Raw genomic sequence first — 13,412 nt, forward strand, 5'->3', positions numbered from 1 at the left:
CAGGAACTGCACGCCTAGACCTTCGGGGGACTGCGTCTTGAACAAGGCGATCACTGCGACCGCGCTGTCAGCAGCACTGCTGGCCGGCGGCGCCTTCACCGCCTCTGCCCTGTACAAGAGCGTGCAGCTGAGCGTCGACGGACAGGTGCAGGAGGCCTCGGGCTTCGCCCTCACCGTCTCCGACGTGCTCGCGACGAGAGGCATCGCGCTGACCGAGCGCGACATCGTCACCCCGGAGCCGTCCGCCCCGGTCACCAGCGGCACGACGGTCACCGTCCGCTACAGCAAGCAGGTCACGCTGAACGTGGACGGCAGCCCGCGCACGTTCCTGACTACGGCGGCCACCCTCGACGAGGCGCTGCTGTCCAACGCGCTGTCGACGGAGCCGGTCTCGCTGATGGCCAGCTCCAACAACGCCGGCCTGGCCGGCGCACGGATGTCCGTCCCGCTCGCCACGCCGCTGCCGCGCGACGGGCTGACCGTCCAGGTGACCACCCCCAAGGACATCGTCCTGAGCGTGGGCGGCACGAAGACGAAGCTCACCACCACCGCCCCCACGGTCGGCGACCTGCTCCTCGAGCAGGGTCTGACCACTTCTGCCACCGACCGCCTCGATCCGGTCGCGGGGACCCCGATCGACGAGGGCGCCACCATCACCCTCGACCGGGTCACGGTGAGCACGAAGACGAAGACCGAGCCGGTGAAGTTCGAGACCGTGCAGAAGAAGAACTCCAGCCTGTGGAAGGGCGAGTCCCGCGTCACGACCGCCGGCAAGGCGGGCAAGGCCAGGCGCACCTACGAGATCACCGTGGTGAACGGCAAGGTCGAGAAGAAGGTCGTGCTCACCGAGAAGGTGCTGACCAAGCCCGTCACCCAGGTGCTCGAGGTCGGCACGAAGACCACCAGCAACGGCGTCGGGATCAACCTCGCCCGGGCGGCGATGTGGGACCGCATCGCGCGCTGCGAGTCCGGCGGCAACTGGAGCATCAACACCGGCAACGGCTACTACGGCGGCCTCCAGTTCAACCTGGCGTCGTGGAACTCCAACGGCGGGCGCGACTTCGCCGCCTACCCGCACCAGGCCAGCCGCGCCGAGCAGATCACCGTGGCCAACCGCTACTACGCGAAGGCCGGAACCAGACCCTGGACCTGCGCCTGACGGCCCCCTCCCCCTCGGCGTCAGCGCAGCACCCTCCCCCGGTCCGACGGCCCCGGAAACCTCCTCCCCCTTGGTTTCCGGGGCCGTTGCCCGTCCCCGCCCGGGAGCCCCCTACTGCGGGGGCAGGTGGTCGCGCGCCCACAGGGCCGCGCTCGTGCGGTCGGGGACGCCGAGCTGGCGGAACACCTGTCCCAGGTGGGACTTCACCGTCCGCTCGGTGATGCCGAGGCGGCGTCCGATCTGCTTGTTCGCCAGGCCCTTGGCCACCAGCCGGAGCACCTCGAGCTCGCGGGCCGACAGCGACTCCTCCGGCCGGGCGGGCCGCGCCGCCGGGAGCAGCACCCGGGCGACCTTCGGGTCGAGTGGTGCGTGACCCTCGGCCGCCGCGCGAACGCCGGCCAGCAACTGGTCCGGCTCGCCGTCCTTGAGCAGGTAGCCGATCGCGCCCGCGGCGAGGGCCTCGGTGACCTTGGCCGCCTCGGAGAAGGAGGTCAGCACCACCACCTTGGCCTCGGGGTTCGCCGCGACGATGTGCCGGGTGGCCTCGATGCCGTCCATCACGGGCATGGAGAGGTCCATCAGCACGACGTCGGGACGCACGCGCCCGGCCAGCTCGACCGCCTCCGCGCCGTCGCGGGCCTGGCCGACCACGGTCAGGTCGGCGGTGGCCGCCAGCAGGGCGGACAGCCCGGAGCGGACCATCGCGTGGTCGTCGACGAGCAGGACGGTGGTCATGCCTTCCCTCCCGGGATCGTGAGGCGCCAGTGGGTGCCGTGGCCGGGCGCAGCGGCGAGGTCGAGCCGTGCCCCTGCGGACGCCGCGACGTCGCCGAGCACGCGCAGGCCGAAGTGCCCGTCCGCGGGCTCGGCGAGGGCTGCGGCGGCGTCGAAGCCCGGACCGTCGTCGCTCACCTCCAGCACGGTGGAGGAACCCTCGGCGCGCAGGGCGAGCACCACGTGGGCTGTGGGGGCGTGCCGGGCGGCGTTGCGCAGGCACTCCTGCGCGATGCGGTGGACCAGGCGCTGCCGGTCGGAGTCGAGGCCGTCTGCGACGCCGTCGGCGAGGTCGAGGGTGACCCGCAGCCCGCGGGAGCTCGCCTGCGCGGCCAGGTCGGCCAGCGCGGCGGCGAGGCCGGCCGCCGGCAGCCCCTGGGGGTAGAGCTCGACGAGCAGGGAGCGCAGGCCGCCGATGCTGCTGCGCACGGCTGCTGCGGAGCGGCGGAGGTCGTCGGCCAGGGCCGCGTCGCCGAGGGCCTCCGCCCGCGCCTCCGCGCCCGCCACGGTGAAGGACGTGCCGACCAGGTCCTGGACCGGGCCGTCGTGCAGGGTGCCGGCGATGCGGCGGCGCTCCTCCGCGGAGGCGTCCATGGCCCGGACGAGGAGTTCCTCGCGCTGCTGCTGGGTGGTGCGCAGCCGCGTGAACACCCGCCACAGGATCGGCACGGTGAGCACGAAGAGCAGCAGCAGGCTGGTGAGCATCACCCCGGTGAGGCCCCGCCACAACTCCGCGGCACGCTCCCGCACCGGGTCGTAGGCGGCGTAGATCTCGAACAGCATCTGGGTGCCGGCCGGCGTCCACACCGGACGGTAGACCTCCAGGAGCTTGTCGGTGGACTGCTCGAAGACGTTCTCGCTGCGGTCGAGCTCGGACACCTCCGCGCGCACGCTCGGGCTGCGGAGCGCGTCCAGCTGTTCCTCCTCCAGCGGAAAGGTCTGCCCGATCAGCTGCGGCTCGTCGGCGTAGACCACCCGTCCCTGCGGCGACCACAACTTCACGCGCACGATGTCGTCGCTGAGGATCCGGGTGCGGGCGATCGCGTCGAAGGCGGCCACCGCCGCGGGATCGCCCTGCGCGAGCTCCTCGGTGAGAACGGGCTGGACGACGGACTCGGCCAGCACGTCCGCGATCCCCGCGGCGTCGTTGACCGCCTCCCGCTCGGCGAGCTGGCTGGCGGCGAAGACGCTGCCGACCCCCACCACCGCGAGCACGCCGACGGCGCCGAGCACCAGCCGCAGCACGAGCCGCCGCAGGTCCAGCGGGGCGAGGTCCGCGGGGGCGCCGGCGTCGCCGGAGACCCGGATCCAGGCGGGCGAGGTCCCGGCCGCGGCGGGGGCCGTGACCGGGACCTCAGTGGGGGAGTCGGGGCTCATCAGTCGTCGGAACCGTGCCCGGAGCCGCCGTGGTCGTCCGACCCGGAGTCGTCGGAGCCCCGGCCGGAGTCGTCCGACCCCCTGCGGTCGTCCGAGCCCCTGCGGTCGTCCGAGCCCGTGCGGGAGCGGTCGCCGCCGTGGTCGTCGCCGGCGTCGTGGCCGGCGGAGGCCGACGGGGAGCGGGAGTCGCGGTCGTCGCCGGGCTCGGTGCGGCTGTCGCGGGGGCGGTCGCCGCCGTGGTCGTCCCCCGCCTCCGGCGACGCGGACGCCGACCGGCCGGGGGTGGAGTCGTCGGCCGGGAGCACCTGGGCGGTGCCGGGAATGCGCACCGGGACGTTCTGCGAGAAGGTCCCGTTGCCGACCAGGCCGACGGTGGCGGGCACCAGCGCGGCGACGGTGGCGCCGATGGCGAGGGCGATGCGGATCATGTGGGTGGTCCTTCCGGGGAGTCAGTGTGTCAGGGGAGGCGGCGCGCGTTCCAGAGGGTCAGCGGCTGTAGGTGAGGGTCGCGGTGCAGGTCTCGCCGCTGCGCGCGTTGGTGGCCGTGGCCGAGATCACGTCCACGCCGGCGCGGTTCGCGGTCCTCTTCTCCACCGAGAACGAGCCGCTGCGCCCCTTGGTGACGCGGGTGCCCGACCAGACCTTCTCGCCGTTGTCGGTGATCGCGACCGACCAGCGCTGGCCCTTCCGGTTGGCGTCGACCTCGAACTCGACCTCGAGGCGGCCGTCGTCGGCCTTGGCCTTCAGCTTCGCGTGGGTCGAGGCGGTGCAGGTGCCGGCGACGCGGACGGCGGAGGCGCCACCGTGGCGGGCGTGGGCATCGGGGGCGCTCAGGGCGACGGCCGGGACGGCGAGGGCTGCGCTGGCGACGAATGCTCCGGCGAGTCGGGTGATGTTCATGAGGACTCCTTCTGGATCTTCGGACCGGCTGCCCCGGTTCCACACCACAAGGCTGCGGGCGTCGTGGTCCAGCCCGCCATCGGGCGATGGTCGTAGTACCACGCGCGGCTTGGCTGCGCCCGGTAGGTTCTGCTCGTCCGGCGCGACGCGGCCGGCGGAGGGAGAGCGGTCGTGGGCTGGAGCAGGGCTGACATCCCGGACCTGTCGGGGAAGGTGGCCGTGGTCACCGGCGCCAACGGTGGGCTGGGCCTGGAGACAGCGGACGCGCTCGCCGCGAAGGGCGCCCACGTGCTGATGGCCATCCGCGACCAGGACAAGGCCGCGGCCGCCGTGGACCGCATCCGCGCCGCGACGCCCGGGGCCCGCCTCGACCTGGTGCCGCTCGACCTCGCGTCCCTCGCCTCGGTGCGGGAGGCCGCCGACCGCATCGCCGCCCTCACCGGCTCGGTGGACCTGCTGGTCAACAACGCCGGGGTGATGGCGATGCCGGAGCGCCGCACGGCGGACGGCTTCGAGATGCAGCTGGGCGTGAACCACCTGGGACACTGGGCGCTGACCGCGCACCTGATGCCCCTGCTGCTGGCCGCGCCCGCCGCGCGCGTGGTGTCGGTGACGAGCACCGCGCACCACATGGGCCGCGTGATCGACCCGCGCAACCCCCACCTGCACGGGCGCTACGAGCCGTGGCGTGCCTACGGGCAGTCGAAGCTGGCCAACTACCACTTCGCCCTCGGCCTCCAGCGCGAGTTCGAGCGGGTGGGCGTGGCCGCCCAGAGCCTGATGGCCCATCCCGGGCTGACGAACACCGACCTGCAGAGCCGGACCGTCCGGGAGGGCGGTGGCGGGGCCGCCGGCAGCGCGGCCCACTGGGTCACCGCCCGCGCGGGCATGGCGCCGGCCGACGGCGCGCTGCCCCAGCTCCGGGCGGCCACCGATCCCTGGGCCCGCGGCGGGGAGCTCTACGGGCCGCGCTGGATCAACACCGGCCCGCCCGTGCGGCTGCCGCTGTTCCGTCCGGGCGCGGACGGGGCGATCGCGATCCTGTGGCAGGTGTCGGAGCGCGAGACCGGCGTCCCGCTGCGGGTCACGGCCTGACCCGGGAGAACCCGGCCCCTACGACGAGAACCGCCCGCCCCCGGGCAGGGAGCGGGCGGTTCTCGTGTCGTGCGGGATCAGGCCTTCGCGTCCTCGTCGGCCTGGGCGGCAGCCTCGGTCTCGGCGTCGACCGCGGCGGGAGCCTCGACCTCAGCCTCGGCGGCGGGGGCCTCGACGACCTCGACGGCCTCCTCGTCCTTCGCCTTCTTGGCGGAGGCCTTCTTGGCGGGGGCCTTCTTGGCGGTCTCGGCCTTGGCCGGCTCCGCCTTCTTGCCGCTCGCCTTGGCCTTGGCCTTGCGGGACTCCTCGACGCTCTCGGTCACGATCTCGATCACGGCCATGGGGGCGTTGTCGCCCTTGCGCGGCCCGATCTTGGTGATCCGGGTGTAGCCACCCTCGCGCTCGGCGAGCTTCGGCGCGATCTCGGTGAACAGGACGTGCACGACGCCCTTGTCCGTGATCGTCTGGAGCACGATGCGGCGGTTGTGCAGGTCGCCGCGCTTGGCCTTGCTGATCAGGCGGTCGGCCAGCGGCTGGACGCGCTTGGCCTTGGCCTCGGTCGTGGTGATCTTGCCATGCTGGAACAGCTGGCTGGCCAGGTTGGCCAGGATGATCCGCTGGTGGGCCGGGCTACCCCCGAAACGGGGGCCCTTGGTCGGCTGGGGCATTGTTCGCTATCTCCTGTATGGCTGTGGATCAGTACGAATCGTCGTAGTCGACGTCCGTGTCGTAGTTGGTGAGGGCGCTCAGCGGGTCGAAGCCCGGGGAGCTGTCCTTGAGCGAGAGGCCCATCTCGTGCAGGCGAAGCTTGACCTCCTCGATGGACTTCGAGCCGAAGTTCCGGATGTCCAGCAGGTCCTGCTCGGAGCGGGAGACCAGCTCGGAGACGGTGTGGATGCCCTCGCGCTTGAGGCAGTTGTAGCTGCGCATCGTGAGCTTGAGCTCCTCGACCGGAAGGGCGAGGTCGGCGGCGAGCTGCTCGTCCACCGGCGACGGGCCGATCTCGATGCCCTCGGCGTCGACGTTGAGCTCGCGGGCCAGGCCGAACAGCTCGACCAGGGTCTTGCCGGCGGACGCCATCGCGTCCCGCGGCTTGATGGAGGCCTTGGTCTCCACGTCCACGATCAGCTTGTCGAAGTCGGTGCGCTGCTCGACACGGGTGGCCTCGACCTTGTAGGTCACCTTGAGCACCGGGGAGTAGATCGAGTCGACCGGGATGCGGCCGATCTCGGAGTCCGGGTTCTTGTTCTGGACGGCGGAGACGTAGCCGCGGCCGCGCTCGACGACCAGCTCCATCTCGATCTTGCCGGTCTCGTTGAGGGTGGCGATGTGCAGGTCGGGGTTGTGCACCTCGACGCCCGCCGGCGGCGCGATGTCGGCAGCGGTGACCGCGCCGGCGCCCGACTTGCGCAGGTACATGACGACCGGCTCGTCCTCCTCGCTGGAGAGCACCAGCGACTTCAGGTTCAGGATGACCTCGGTGACGTCCTCGACCACACCCGGGAGCGTGGAGAACTCGTGCTGGTTGCCCTCGATCTTGATGCTGGTGACCGCCGCGCCCGGGATGGACGAGAGCAGGGTGCGACGCAGCGAGTTGCCGAGGGTGTAGCCGAAGCCCGGCTCCAGCGGCTCGATGACGAACCGGGAACGGAACTCGTCGACGACCTCTTCGGTAAGGATCGGACGCTGTGCGATGAGCATGTAGTGGTTTCTTCCTCTCCACCGCCCGCTATTTGACGGTGATCAGTGGTGCCGGACGCCCTGCCCGGCACGGGGGGCGAGGCCAGTTCTCCTCCCCGTCCGCGGGGGACGAGGAGGAGAACCTGGGCTCACTTGGAGTAGAGCTCGACGATCAGCTGCTCGGTGACGTCGATGGTGATCTGCTCGCGGACGGGCAGCTGGTGCACCAGGACCCGGCCCTTGTTGGGGCGGACGGTGAGCCAGCCGGGCACGACCTTCTCGTTGTAGGTCTCGCGGGCCACCTGGAACACGTACATGTTGAGCGACTTCGGCTTGATGTCGATCACGTCGTACGCGCTGACGCGGTAGCTCGGCACGTTCACCTTCTTGCCGTTGACCAGGAAGTGACCGTGGACGACCAGCTGCCGGGCCTGACGCCGGGTGGACGCGAGGCCGGCCCGGTAGATGACGTTGTCGAGGCGGGACTCGAGGATGATCAGCAGGTTGTCACCGGTCTTGCCGGAGAGGCGGTTGGCCTCTTCGTAGTAGCGGCGGAACTGCTTCTCGAGGATGCCGTAGGCGTAGCGGGCCTTCTGCTTCTCGCGGAGCTGGAGCAGGTACTCCGACTCCTTGGTGCGGCCGCGACCGTGCATGCCCGGGGGGTACGGACGGTGCTCGAAGGCCTTGTCGTTGCCCACCAGGTCGGTGCCGAGCCGGCGGGACTTCTTCGTGATGGGGCCGGTGTAACGGGCCATGTTTCTCTCCTCTTCGGCTCAGGTACTAGACGCGACGGCGCTTCGGCGGACGGCAACCGTTGTGCGGCACCGGGGTGACGTCGGAGATCGGACCGATCTCCAGGCCGACGGCGCCGAGCGAACGGATCGCGGTCTCGCGGCCGGAGCCGGGACCCTTGACGAAGACGTCCACCCGCTTCATGCCGTGCTCCATGGCGCGGCGGCCCGCGGCCTCAGCGGCCATCTGGGCGGCGAACGGGGTGGACTTGCGGGAGCCCTTGAAGCCGACGGTGCCGGCAGAGGCCCATGAGATCACGGCACCCGTGGGATCGGTGATCGAGATGATCGTGTTGTTGAACGTGCTCTTGATGTGCGCCTGACCGGCGACGACGTTCTTCTTCTCCTTGCGGCGAACCTTGCCCTTTGCGGCGGCCTTCTGGCTCGCGGTGCGGCCTGCAGTAGCCAATTCAGTTACTCCTGGATCCTTGTCCTAGGCCGCTATCAGCGGGCCTTCTTCTTCCCGGCGACAGCCTTCTTCTTGCCCTTGCGGGTGCGGGCGTTGGTCCGGGTGCGCTGACCGCGGACCGGCAGGCCCATGCGATGACGACGGCCCTGGTAGGAGCCGATCTCGATCTTGCGACGGATGTCTGCGGCCACCGAGCGACGGAGGTCACCCTCGGTCTCGTAGTTGGCCTCGAGGTGGTCGCGCAGGGCGACCAGCTGATCGTCGGTGAGCTGGTGGACACGGATGTCGCCACTGATGCCAGTGGCGGCCAGGGTCTCCTTGGCGCGGGTACGGCCGATGCCGTAGATGTAGGTGAGGGCGATCTCGAGCCGCTTCTCGCGCGGCAGATCGACCCCGATGAGACGTGCCATCAGGCGGTTACCTTTCAACTGTTCGAGCCGGCGGACCGACTCGCGAAGGTGTCTGGCGTGATGCGTCCCCTTGCCGCCTGGCATGGGCCCCGGCCTTCGTCCGGGGGTGGCCACCGGGGCACTCCCCGGTGTTGCTATCACGTTCTGTGTGGTTATTCAGTTGTGCGCTGGCCCTCAGGCCGGTGTTCCGCGTCCCGCGCTCGCGGGGCCTGGATGAGCCGGAGCTCAGCCCTGGCGCTGCTTGTGGCGCGGGTTGTCGCAGATCACCATCACGCGACCGTGCCGGCGGATCACCTTGCACTTGTCACAGATCTTCTTGACGCTCGGCTGAACCTTCATCGAGCAACTTTCTGACTCATCGCCGAGCGCAGGGATATCCCGTGGTCGGACTGGTGGTGGATTCTTGCGGACGTGCCTTACCGGTGCCGGAAGACGATGCGTCCACGGCTCAGGTCGTAGGGGGACAGTTCGACGACCACCCGGTCGGCCGGAATGATGCGGATGTAGTGCTGCCGCATCTTGCCGCTGATGGTCGCGAGAACCTTGTGCCCGTTGGCCAGTTCCACCCGGAACATGGCGTTGGGCAGGGCTTCGACGACGGTTCCCTCCAGTTCGAGGGCGCCTTCCTTCTTCGCCATTACTCCCAATCGTTGAGTGTGTGTGGACGCACGCCTGTGCAGGCACAGGTCATGCAAGGGTCAAGACTACTTCACAAGCCCAAGCGGCCCCAAATCGGGGCCGGCGACCACACTGTTGCCGGGAATGCCGGCGGGATGCCTCCACGTTACCTGCTGTCATGCGAGCAGTGGTCTTCGACAGCTACGGTCCCCCAGACGTCCTGCACACCGCGGAGGTGGCCGAACCCACCCCGGCACCCGGACGGGTGCGGATCCGGGTGCGGGCGGCCGGGGTGAACCCCTTCGACTACAAGCAGCGCTCGGGGATGATGTCCCGCGGCGCGGCACTCGAGGCACCGGTGGTGCCGGGCCTGGAGGCCGCCGGCGTCGTGGACGCGGTCGGCGAGGGCGTCGAGGGGGTCGCCGTCGGCGACGAGGTGTTCGGCCTCGGCAGGGCGACCTACGCCGAGCAGGCGGTCCTCCGCGCCTGGGCACCGCTGCCGGCCGGCCTCGGCTTCACCGACGCTGCGGCCCTGTCGGTGGCGGGCGAGACGACGATCCGGATGCTCGACGTGCTGCGCCCGGCTCCGGGCGCGACGGTGCTCGTGCACGGGGCGGCGGGCGGTGTCGGCCAGGCGGCCGTGCAGATCGCCGTCGCGAACGGGCTGCGGGTGATCGGGACGGCGAGCACGCACAACCACGACTGGCTCCGGGAACTGGGCGCCGAGCCGGTGGCCTACGGCGAGGGGTTGGTGGAGCGCGTGCGCGCACTCGCCCCGGACGGCGTCGACGGCGTCCTCGACACGGCCGGCAGCCAGCTGGACGACCTCATCGCGATCGCGGGATCGCCGGCGAAGGTCGTCACCATCGCCAACTACACCGCGGCGGAGCGCGGCGTCCACGTCACCGGGGGCGGGGGCGACGCGTCCGCGGCCCTGGCCACCGTGGCCGGCCTGGCCGCGTCCGGACGCCTGCGGGTGCGGGTCGTCCGCACGCTCCCGCTGGAGCAGGCCGCGGAGGCCCACACCCTGAGCGAGGCGCGCAGTTCCGGCGGGAAGATCGTGCTGACCGTGAGTTGAGCGTTCCCTGCTGCGCCGCGGGAGTGCGGCGTAGACTTGTCCGTCGCGCACCTTTGCAGAAGGACACCACGTGGATTCACCCTCGTCACCCCCGAGCGACCTCGCGAGGGAGCTGGCCATCGAGCAGGCGCACGTAGACCTCGTCTACGAGCACCTCGAGGAGGCCACCCGCTCGGCCCGCAAGGTGGCATCCCAGGGCCAGGACCTGTACCGGTCCGACCGTGAGACCTGGGTTCGCGAGGAGGACGGCACCGCCCTGTTCGAGCGCGACGCGTTCGCTTTCCAGGCCGCACGCCGGCTCGCCATCCTCGACGCAGAGCACGAGGGACTCGTGTTCGGCCGCCTCGACCACACCGACGGCGAGACCCGCTACATCGGTCGGATCGGCGTCCGCGACGCCGACTACGAGCCGCTGGTGATCGACTGGCGGGCGCGCGCAGCGGAGCCGTTCTACCGCGCCACCGCCACCGATCCGATGGGCGTGGTGCGCCGGCGGGTGCTGCGCTGCCGCAACGACATCGTCGTCGGCATCGAGGACGACCTGCTCGACAGCAACCACGGCCGCGACGACCTGGTGATCATCGGCGAGGGCGCCCTGATGGCCGCCCTGAAGCGTGCCCGCGGCCCGCGCATGCGGGACATCGTCGCGACGATCCAGGCCGAGCAGGACGAGGCGATCCGCGCCGAGCACGCGGGCGTCACGGTCATCTCCGGCGGCCCGGGCACAGGCAAGACCGTGGTCGCACTGCATCGGGCGGCCTACCTGCTGTACTCGAACCGGCGCCGGTTCGAGCGCGGCGGGATCCTCGTGGTCGGCCCGAGCGGGCTGTTCATGGACTACATCGAGCGCGTGCTGCCGTCCCTCGGCGAGGACTCGGTGACGCTGCGTCCGATCGGCGGGGTGGCGGTCGACACGCTCGGGTTCAGCGCGTCCCGCAACGACGCCGCCGAGGCCGCCGCGATCAAGGGCAGCCTGCGGATGGTGCCGCTGCTGAAGCGCCTGGTGAACCTGCCACTGCTCGACCCGGGCGCGGACCAGCCGCCGCTCCGGGTGACGGTGAAGGGCGAGGCGCTGACGCTCGACGCCGCCACGCTCGGCCGGATCCGCCGCGACGTGCTCACCCGCACCCGGGCGAACGCCGGGCGCCCCGCGGCGGAGACCGCGGTGATGGCCGCGCTGTACGAGCGGCTGCCGGGCGACCTCGAGCTCGACCTGCCCACCATGACCGAACTGGTGAAGGACTCCGCGCTCTACCGGATGTTCCTCCAGGCGTGGTGGCCCGACCTGACCGCGACCGACGTGCTGCGCCGGCTGGCATCGCCGCAGGTGGTGGCGCGCGTGGGCGAGGGCATCCTCGACGGGACCGAGCAGGGCGCCCTCGCGGCGTCCTTCGCGTTCGCCGACTGGTCGGTGGCGGACGTGGCGCTCCTCGACGAGCTGGTCTCCATGCTGGGGCCGATCGACGACTCCGAGGAGCCTGACGAGCCGTTGCTGTTCCTGCCGGACGGGACGGAGATCACCGAAGTGGTGACGACGGCGGACCGGCTGCGCACCGTCCGCGAGCACGACCCCCAGGCGGACCCGCACGACACGTTCACGCACCTGCTCGTCGACGAGGCGCAGGACATCAGCCCCATGCAGTGGCGGATGCTGCGTCGGCGCGGCTCGCAGGCGAGCTGGACGATCGTCGGCGACCCCGCGCAGAGCAGCTGGCCCGATCCGGCGGAGTCCGAGCGCGCGCTGGCCGACCTGATCGGTTCCGCGCCGAACCGCCGGTACCGGCTCTCCACCAACTACCGCAGCCCCGCGGAGGTGTTCGAGCTGGCCGCGAAGGTGGTCCGTCCGGCCTTCCCGGACGCCGACCTGCCGGTGGCCGTCCGTTCCACCGGCGTGGATCCCGCACTGCTCGCCGTGCCGGAGGAGGCGCTGGTCGCCGAACTCGACCGGGTGCTGGCCGATCTGGCCGGACGCGTCGAGGGGACGATCGGCGTGATCGCCGCGCCGTCACGGCTCGACGCGCTGGCCGGTGCCGAGCTGCCGTCCGTGCCCGGCGAGGCGGGACGGATCACGTTCCTCACCCCGCTGAACGCCAAGGGGCTGGAGTACGACGCGGTCGTGGTGGTCGGTCCGGACGAGATCGTCGCGGAGTCGCCGGGCGGCGTCCGCGTCCTCTACGTCGCGCTCACCCGGCCGACGCAGCGGCTGGTGACGATCGATGTGGGTCGATCTCCCGGAGCCTGGCGAGAATCTCTGCGGTAGCCCGCGAGCGGTTCTGGGTGAAGAACTGCAGGCCCGGCGCCCCGCCGGCGAGCAGCCGGTCGCACAGTTCCACCGCGATGTCGACCCCCACCTGACGCACCGCTGCGGGGTCGTCGGCGACGGCGTGCAGCCGGTCGACGACGACGCGGGGCAGGTCGGCACCCGAGAAGGTGGCCATGCGCTCGATCTGGCGCACGTTGGTGACGGGCATGATGCCGGCGATGACCGGCAGCGCGCAGCCCAGGGCCCGCACCCGCTCGACGAGGCGGAAGTAGGCGTCGGCATCGAAGAAGAGCTGGGTGATCGCGAACTCGGCGCCGGCCTGCTCCTTCTCCGCGAGGATCCGGGCGTCGAGGTCGAGGTCGAAGTGCTCGGGGTGCCCGTCGGGGAAGGCGGCCACGCCCACGCAGAAGTCGCCGCTGGCCTTCACCAGCCGGACGAGGTCGGTGGCGTGGTCGAGCCCGTTCGGGTGCCGCTCCCAGGGAGCCGAGGGGCCGCCGGGCGGGTCGCCACGGACCGCGAGGATGTGCCGGACGCCGGCCTCGGCATAGGCGTCCAGTGCGCCGCGGAGGTCGGCGACCGACTGGCTGACGCAGGTGAGGTGGCCCATGGTGATGGCGGAGGTGCGCTGCCGGATCAGGCGGGTGGCGTCGATGGTGCGGGCCCGGGTGGAGCCGGAGGCGCCGTAGGTGACGGAGACGAAGTCGGGGTGGAGCGGGTCGAGTCCGCCGATCGCGTCGAGGAGCTGCGCCTGGCCGGCGTCGTCCCTGGGAGGGAAGAACTCGAACGACATCGTGGCGTGGTCGCCTGCGGCGAGCACGTCGGCGATGGTCGGTTCGGGTCCGGGCATGGGGGCAAGGGT

General features: G+C 71.4%; 16 protein-coding genes. 4 read left to right on the forward strand and 12 right to left on the reverse strand.

Annotated elements, in window-relative coordinates; translation table 11 throughout:
- Nucleotides 1-37 precede the first annotated feature (37 nt).
- A complete protein-coding gene (locus ACFQQJ_RS00810) occupies nt 38-1,159 on the forward strand; it encodes a transglycosylase family protein (RefSeq protein ID WP_377103158.1) in 1,122 nt (373 codons plus the stop codon).
- 111 nt (nt 1,160-1,270) lie between these two features.
- On the opposite strand, the gene ACFQQJ_RS00815 is transcribed toward ACFQQJ_RS00810, so the two are convergent.
- From ACFQQJ_RS00815 to ACFQQJ_RS00830, 4 genes are read right to left on the reverse strand one after another with little or no spacing between them, the layout of a single operon-like run.
- On the reverse strand, nt 1,271-1,894 hold the full coding sequence (locus ACFQQJ_RS00815) for a response regulator (RefSeq protein WP_377103159.1): 624 nt from the start codon (nt 1,892-1,894) through the stop codon (nt 1,271-1,273).
- Nucleotides 1,891-3,309, reverse strand: a complete 1,419-nt coding sequence (locus ACFQQJ_RS00820; RefSeq protein WP_377103160.1) for a sensor histidine kinase — start codon at nt 3,307-3,309, stop codon at nt 1,891-1,893. Before ACFQQJ_RS00820 ends, ACFQQJ_RS00815 begins: the two co-directional genes overlap by 4 nt.
- Nucleotides 3,309-3,737 (reverse strand): hypothetical protein, encoded by a 429-nt coding sequence (locus ACFQQJ_RS00825; RefSeq protein WP_377103161.1) that lies wholly within the window; start codon nt 3,735-3,737, stop codon nt 3,309-3,311. Before ACFQQJ_RS00825 ends, ACFQQJ_RS00820 begins: the two co-directional genes overlap by 1 nt.
- A gap of 58 nt (nt 3,738-3,795) precedes the next feature.
- Nucleotides 3,796-4,209, reverse strand: a complete 414-nt coding sequence (locus tag ACFQQJ_RS00830; RefSeq protein ID WP_377103162.1) for a hypothetical protein — start codon at nt 4,207-4,209, stop codon at nt 3,796-3,798.
- A 171-nt stretch (nt 4,210-4,380) separates the two neighbouring features.
- Between ACFQQJ_RS00830 and ACFQQJ_RS00835 the strand changes: the two genes are divergently transcribed.
- Nucleotides 4,381-5,304, forward strand: a complete 924-nt coding sequence (locus ACFQQJ_RS00835; RefSeq protein ID WP_377103163.1) for an oxidoreductase — start codon at nt 4,381-4,383, stop codon at nt 5,302-5,304.
- A 77-nt stretch (nt 5,305-5,381) separates the two neighbouring features.
- Here ACFQQJ_RS00835 and rplQ read toward each other — a convergent pair whose 3' ends face one another.
- The 7 genes from rplQ to infA form a co-directional block, all read right to left on the reverse strand.
- A complete protein-coding gene (gene rplQ, locus ACFQQJ_RS00840; RefSeq protein ID WP_377103164.1) occupies nt 5,382-5,972 on the reverse strand; it encodes a 50S ribosomal protein L17 in 591 nt (196 codons plus the stop codon).
- Between the two features lie 28 nt (nt 5,973-6,000).
- Nucleotides 6,001-7,005 (reverse strand): DNA-directed RNA polymerase subunit alpha, encoded by a 1,005-nt coding sequence (locus tag ACFQQJ_RS00845; protein WP_377103165.1) that lies wholly within the window; start codon nt 7,003-7,005, stop codon nt 6,001-6,003.
- Between the two features lie 128 nt (nt 7,006-7,133).
- On the reverse strand, nt 7,134-7,739 hold the full coding sequence (gene rpsD, locus ACFQQJ_RS00850) for a 30S ribosomal protein S4 (protein WP_377103166.1): 606 nt from the start codon (nt 7,737-7,739) through the stop codon (nt 7,134-7,136).
- Between the two features lie 25 nt (nt 7,740-7,764).
- Nucleotides 7,765-8,184 carry a 30S ribosomal protein S11 gene (gene rpsK / locus ACFQQJ_RS00855; protein ID WP_377103167.1) on the reverse strand — a complete coding sequence of 140 codons (420 nt, stop codon included), beginning with the start codon at nt 8,182-8,184 and terminating at the stop codon, nt 7,765-7,767.
- Nucleotides 8,185-8,219: 35 nt separating this feature from the next.
- Nucleotides 8,220-8,594 (reverse strand): 30S ribosomal protein S13, encoded by a 375-nt coding sequence (rpsM, locus tag ACFQQJ_RS00860; protein ID WP_377103168.1) that lies wholly within the window; start codon nt 8,592-8,594, stop codon nt 8,220-8,222.
- Nucleotides 8,595-8,819: 225 nt separating this feature from the next.
- Complete coding sequence (rpmJ, locus tag ACFQQJ_RS00865) at nt 8,820-8,933, reverse strand: 50S ribosomal protein L36 (protein ID WP_002514836.1); 114 nt, start codon at nt 8,931-8,933, stop codon at nt 8,820-8,822.
- Between the two features lie 77 nt (nt 8,934-9,010).
- The gene (gene infA / locus ACFQQJ_RS00870) at nt 9,011-9,232 is read right to left on the reverse strand and encodes a translation initiation factor IF-1 (protein WP_083851572.1); all 222 of its coding nucleotides are present in this window, start codon (nt 9,230-9,232) and stop codon (nt 9,011-9,013) included.
- A gap of 158 nt (nt 9,233-9,390) precedes the next feature.
- Between infA and ACFQQJ_RS00875 the strand changes: the two genes are divergently transcribed.
- Together ACFQQJ_RS00875 and ACFQQJ_RS00880 are read left to right on the forward strand one after the other, a co-directional pair.
- The gene (locus tag ACFQQJ_RS00875; RefSeq protein ID WP_377103169.1) at nt 9,391-10,290 is read left to right on the forward strand and encodes an NADP-dependent oxidoreductase; all 900 of its coding nucleotides are present in this window, start codon (nt 9,391-9,393) and stop codon (nt 10,288-10,290) included.
- 70 nt (nt 10,291-10,360) lie between these two features.
- Nucleotides 10,361-12,550: a HelD family protein gene (locus tag ACFQQJ_RS00880; protein WP_377103170.1), complete on the forward strand. Its 2,190-nt coding sequence runs from the start codon at nt 10,361-10,363 to the stop codon at nt 12,548-12,550.
- On the opposite strand, the gene metF is transcribed toward ACFQQJ_RS00880, so the two are convergent.
- Complete coding sequence (gene metF, locus ACFQQJ_RS00885; protein ID WP_377103171.1) at nt 12,474-13,400, reverse strand: methylenetetrahydrofolate reductase [NAD(P)H]; 927 nt, start codon at nt 13,398-13,400, stop codon at nt 12,474-12,476. The genes ACFQQJ_RS00880 and metF overlap by 77 nt on opposite strands.
- Nucleotides 13,401-13,412: the final 12 nt, after the last annotated feature.

It is taken from the genome of Propionicimonas sp. T2.31MG-18, from assembly GCF_964266745.1.
Lineage (GTDB): Bacteria > Actinomycetota > Actinomycetes > Propionibacteriales > Propionibacteriaceae > Propionicimonas.

Bases quoted from the DNA above. Each gene is read 5' to 3' on its own strand.
- metF (WP_377103171.1), bottom strand. From the start codon at position 13,400: ATGCCCGGACCCGAACCGACCATCGCCGACGTGCTCGCCGCAGGCGAC.
- rpsM (WP_377103168.1), bottom strand. From the start codon at position 8,594: ATGGCACGTCTCATCGGGGTCGATCTGCCGCGCGAGAAGCGGCTCGAG.
- ACFQQJ_RS00845 (WP_377103165.1), bottom strand. From the start codon at position 7,005: ATGCTCATCGCACAGCGTCCGATCCTTACCGAAGAGGTCGTCGACGAG.
- ACFQQJ_RS00830 (WP_377103162.1), bottom strand. From the start codon at position 4,209: ATGAACATCACCCGACTCGCCGGAGCATTCGTCGCCAGCGCAGCCCTC.
- ACFQQJ_RS00820 (WP_377103160.1), bottom strand. From the start codon at position 3,309: ATGAGCCCCGACTCCCCCACTGAGGTCCCGGTCACGGCCCCCGCCGCG.
- ACFQQJ_RS00815 (WP_377103159.1), bottom strand. From the start codon at position 1,894: ATGACCACCGTCCTGCTCGTCGACGACCACGCGATGGTCCGCTCCGGG.
- rpsD (WP_377103166.1), bottom strand. From the start codon at position 7,739: ATGGCCCGTTACACCGGCCCCATCACGAAGAAGTCCCGCCGGCTCGGC.
- rplQ (WP_377103164.1), bottom strand. From the start codon at position 5,972: ATGCCCCAGCCGACCAAGGGCCCCCGTTTCGGGGGTAGCCCGGCCCAC.
- rpmJ (WP_002514836.1), bottom strand. From the start codon at position 8,933: ATGAAGGTTCAGCCGAGCGTCAAGAAGATCTGTGACAAGTGCAAGGTG.
- ACFQQJ_RS00875 (WP_377103169.1), top strand. From the start codon at position 9,391: ATGCGAGCAGTGGTCTTCGACAGCTACGGTCCCCCAGACGTCCTGCAC.
- infA (WP_083851572.1), bottom strand. From the start codon at position 9,232: ATGGCGAAGAAGGAAGGCGCCCTCGAACTGGAGGGAACCGTCGTCGAA.
- ACFQQJ_RS00825 (WP_377103161.1), bottom strand. From the start codon at position 3,737: ATGATCCGCATCGCCCTCGCCATCGGCGCCACCGTCGCCGCGCTGGTG.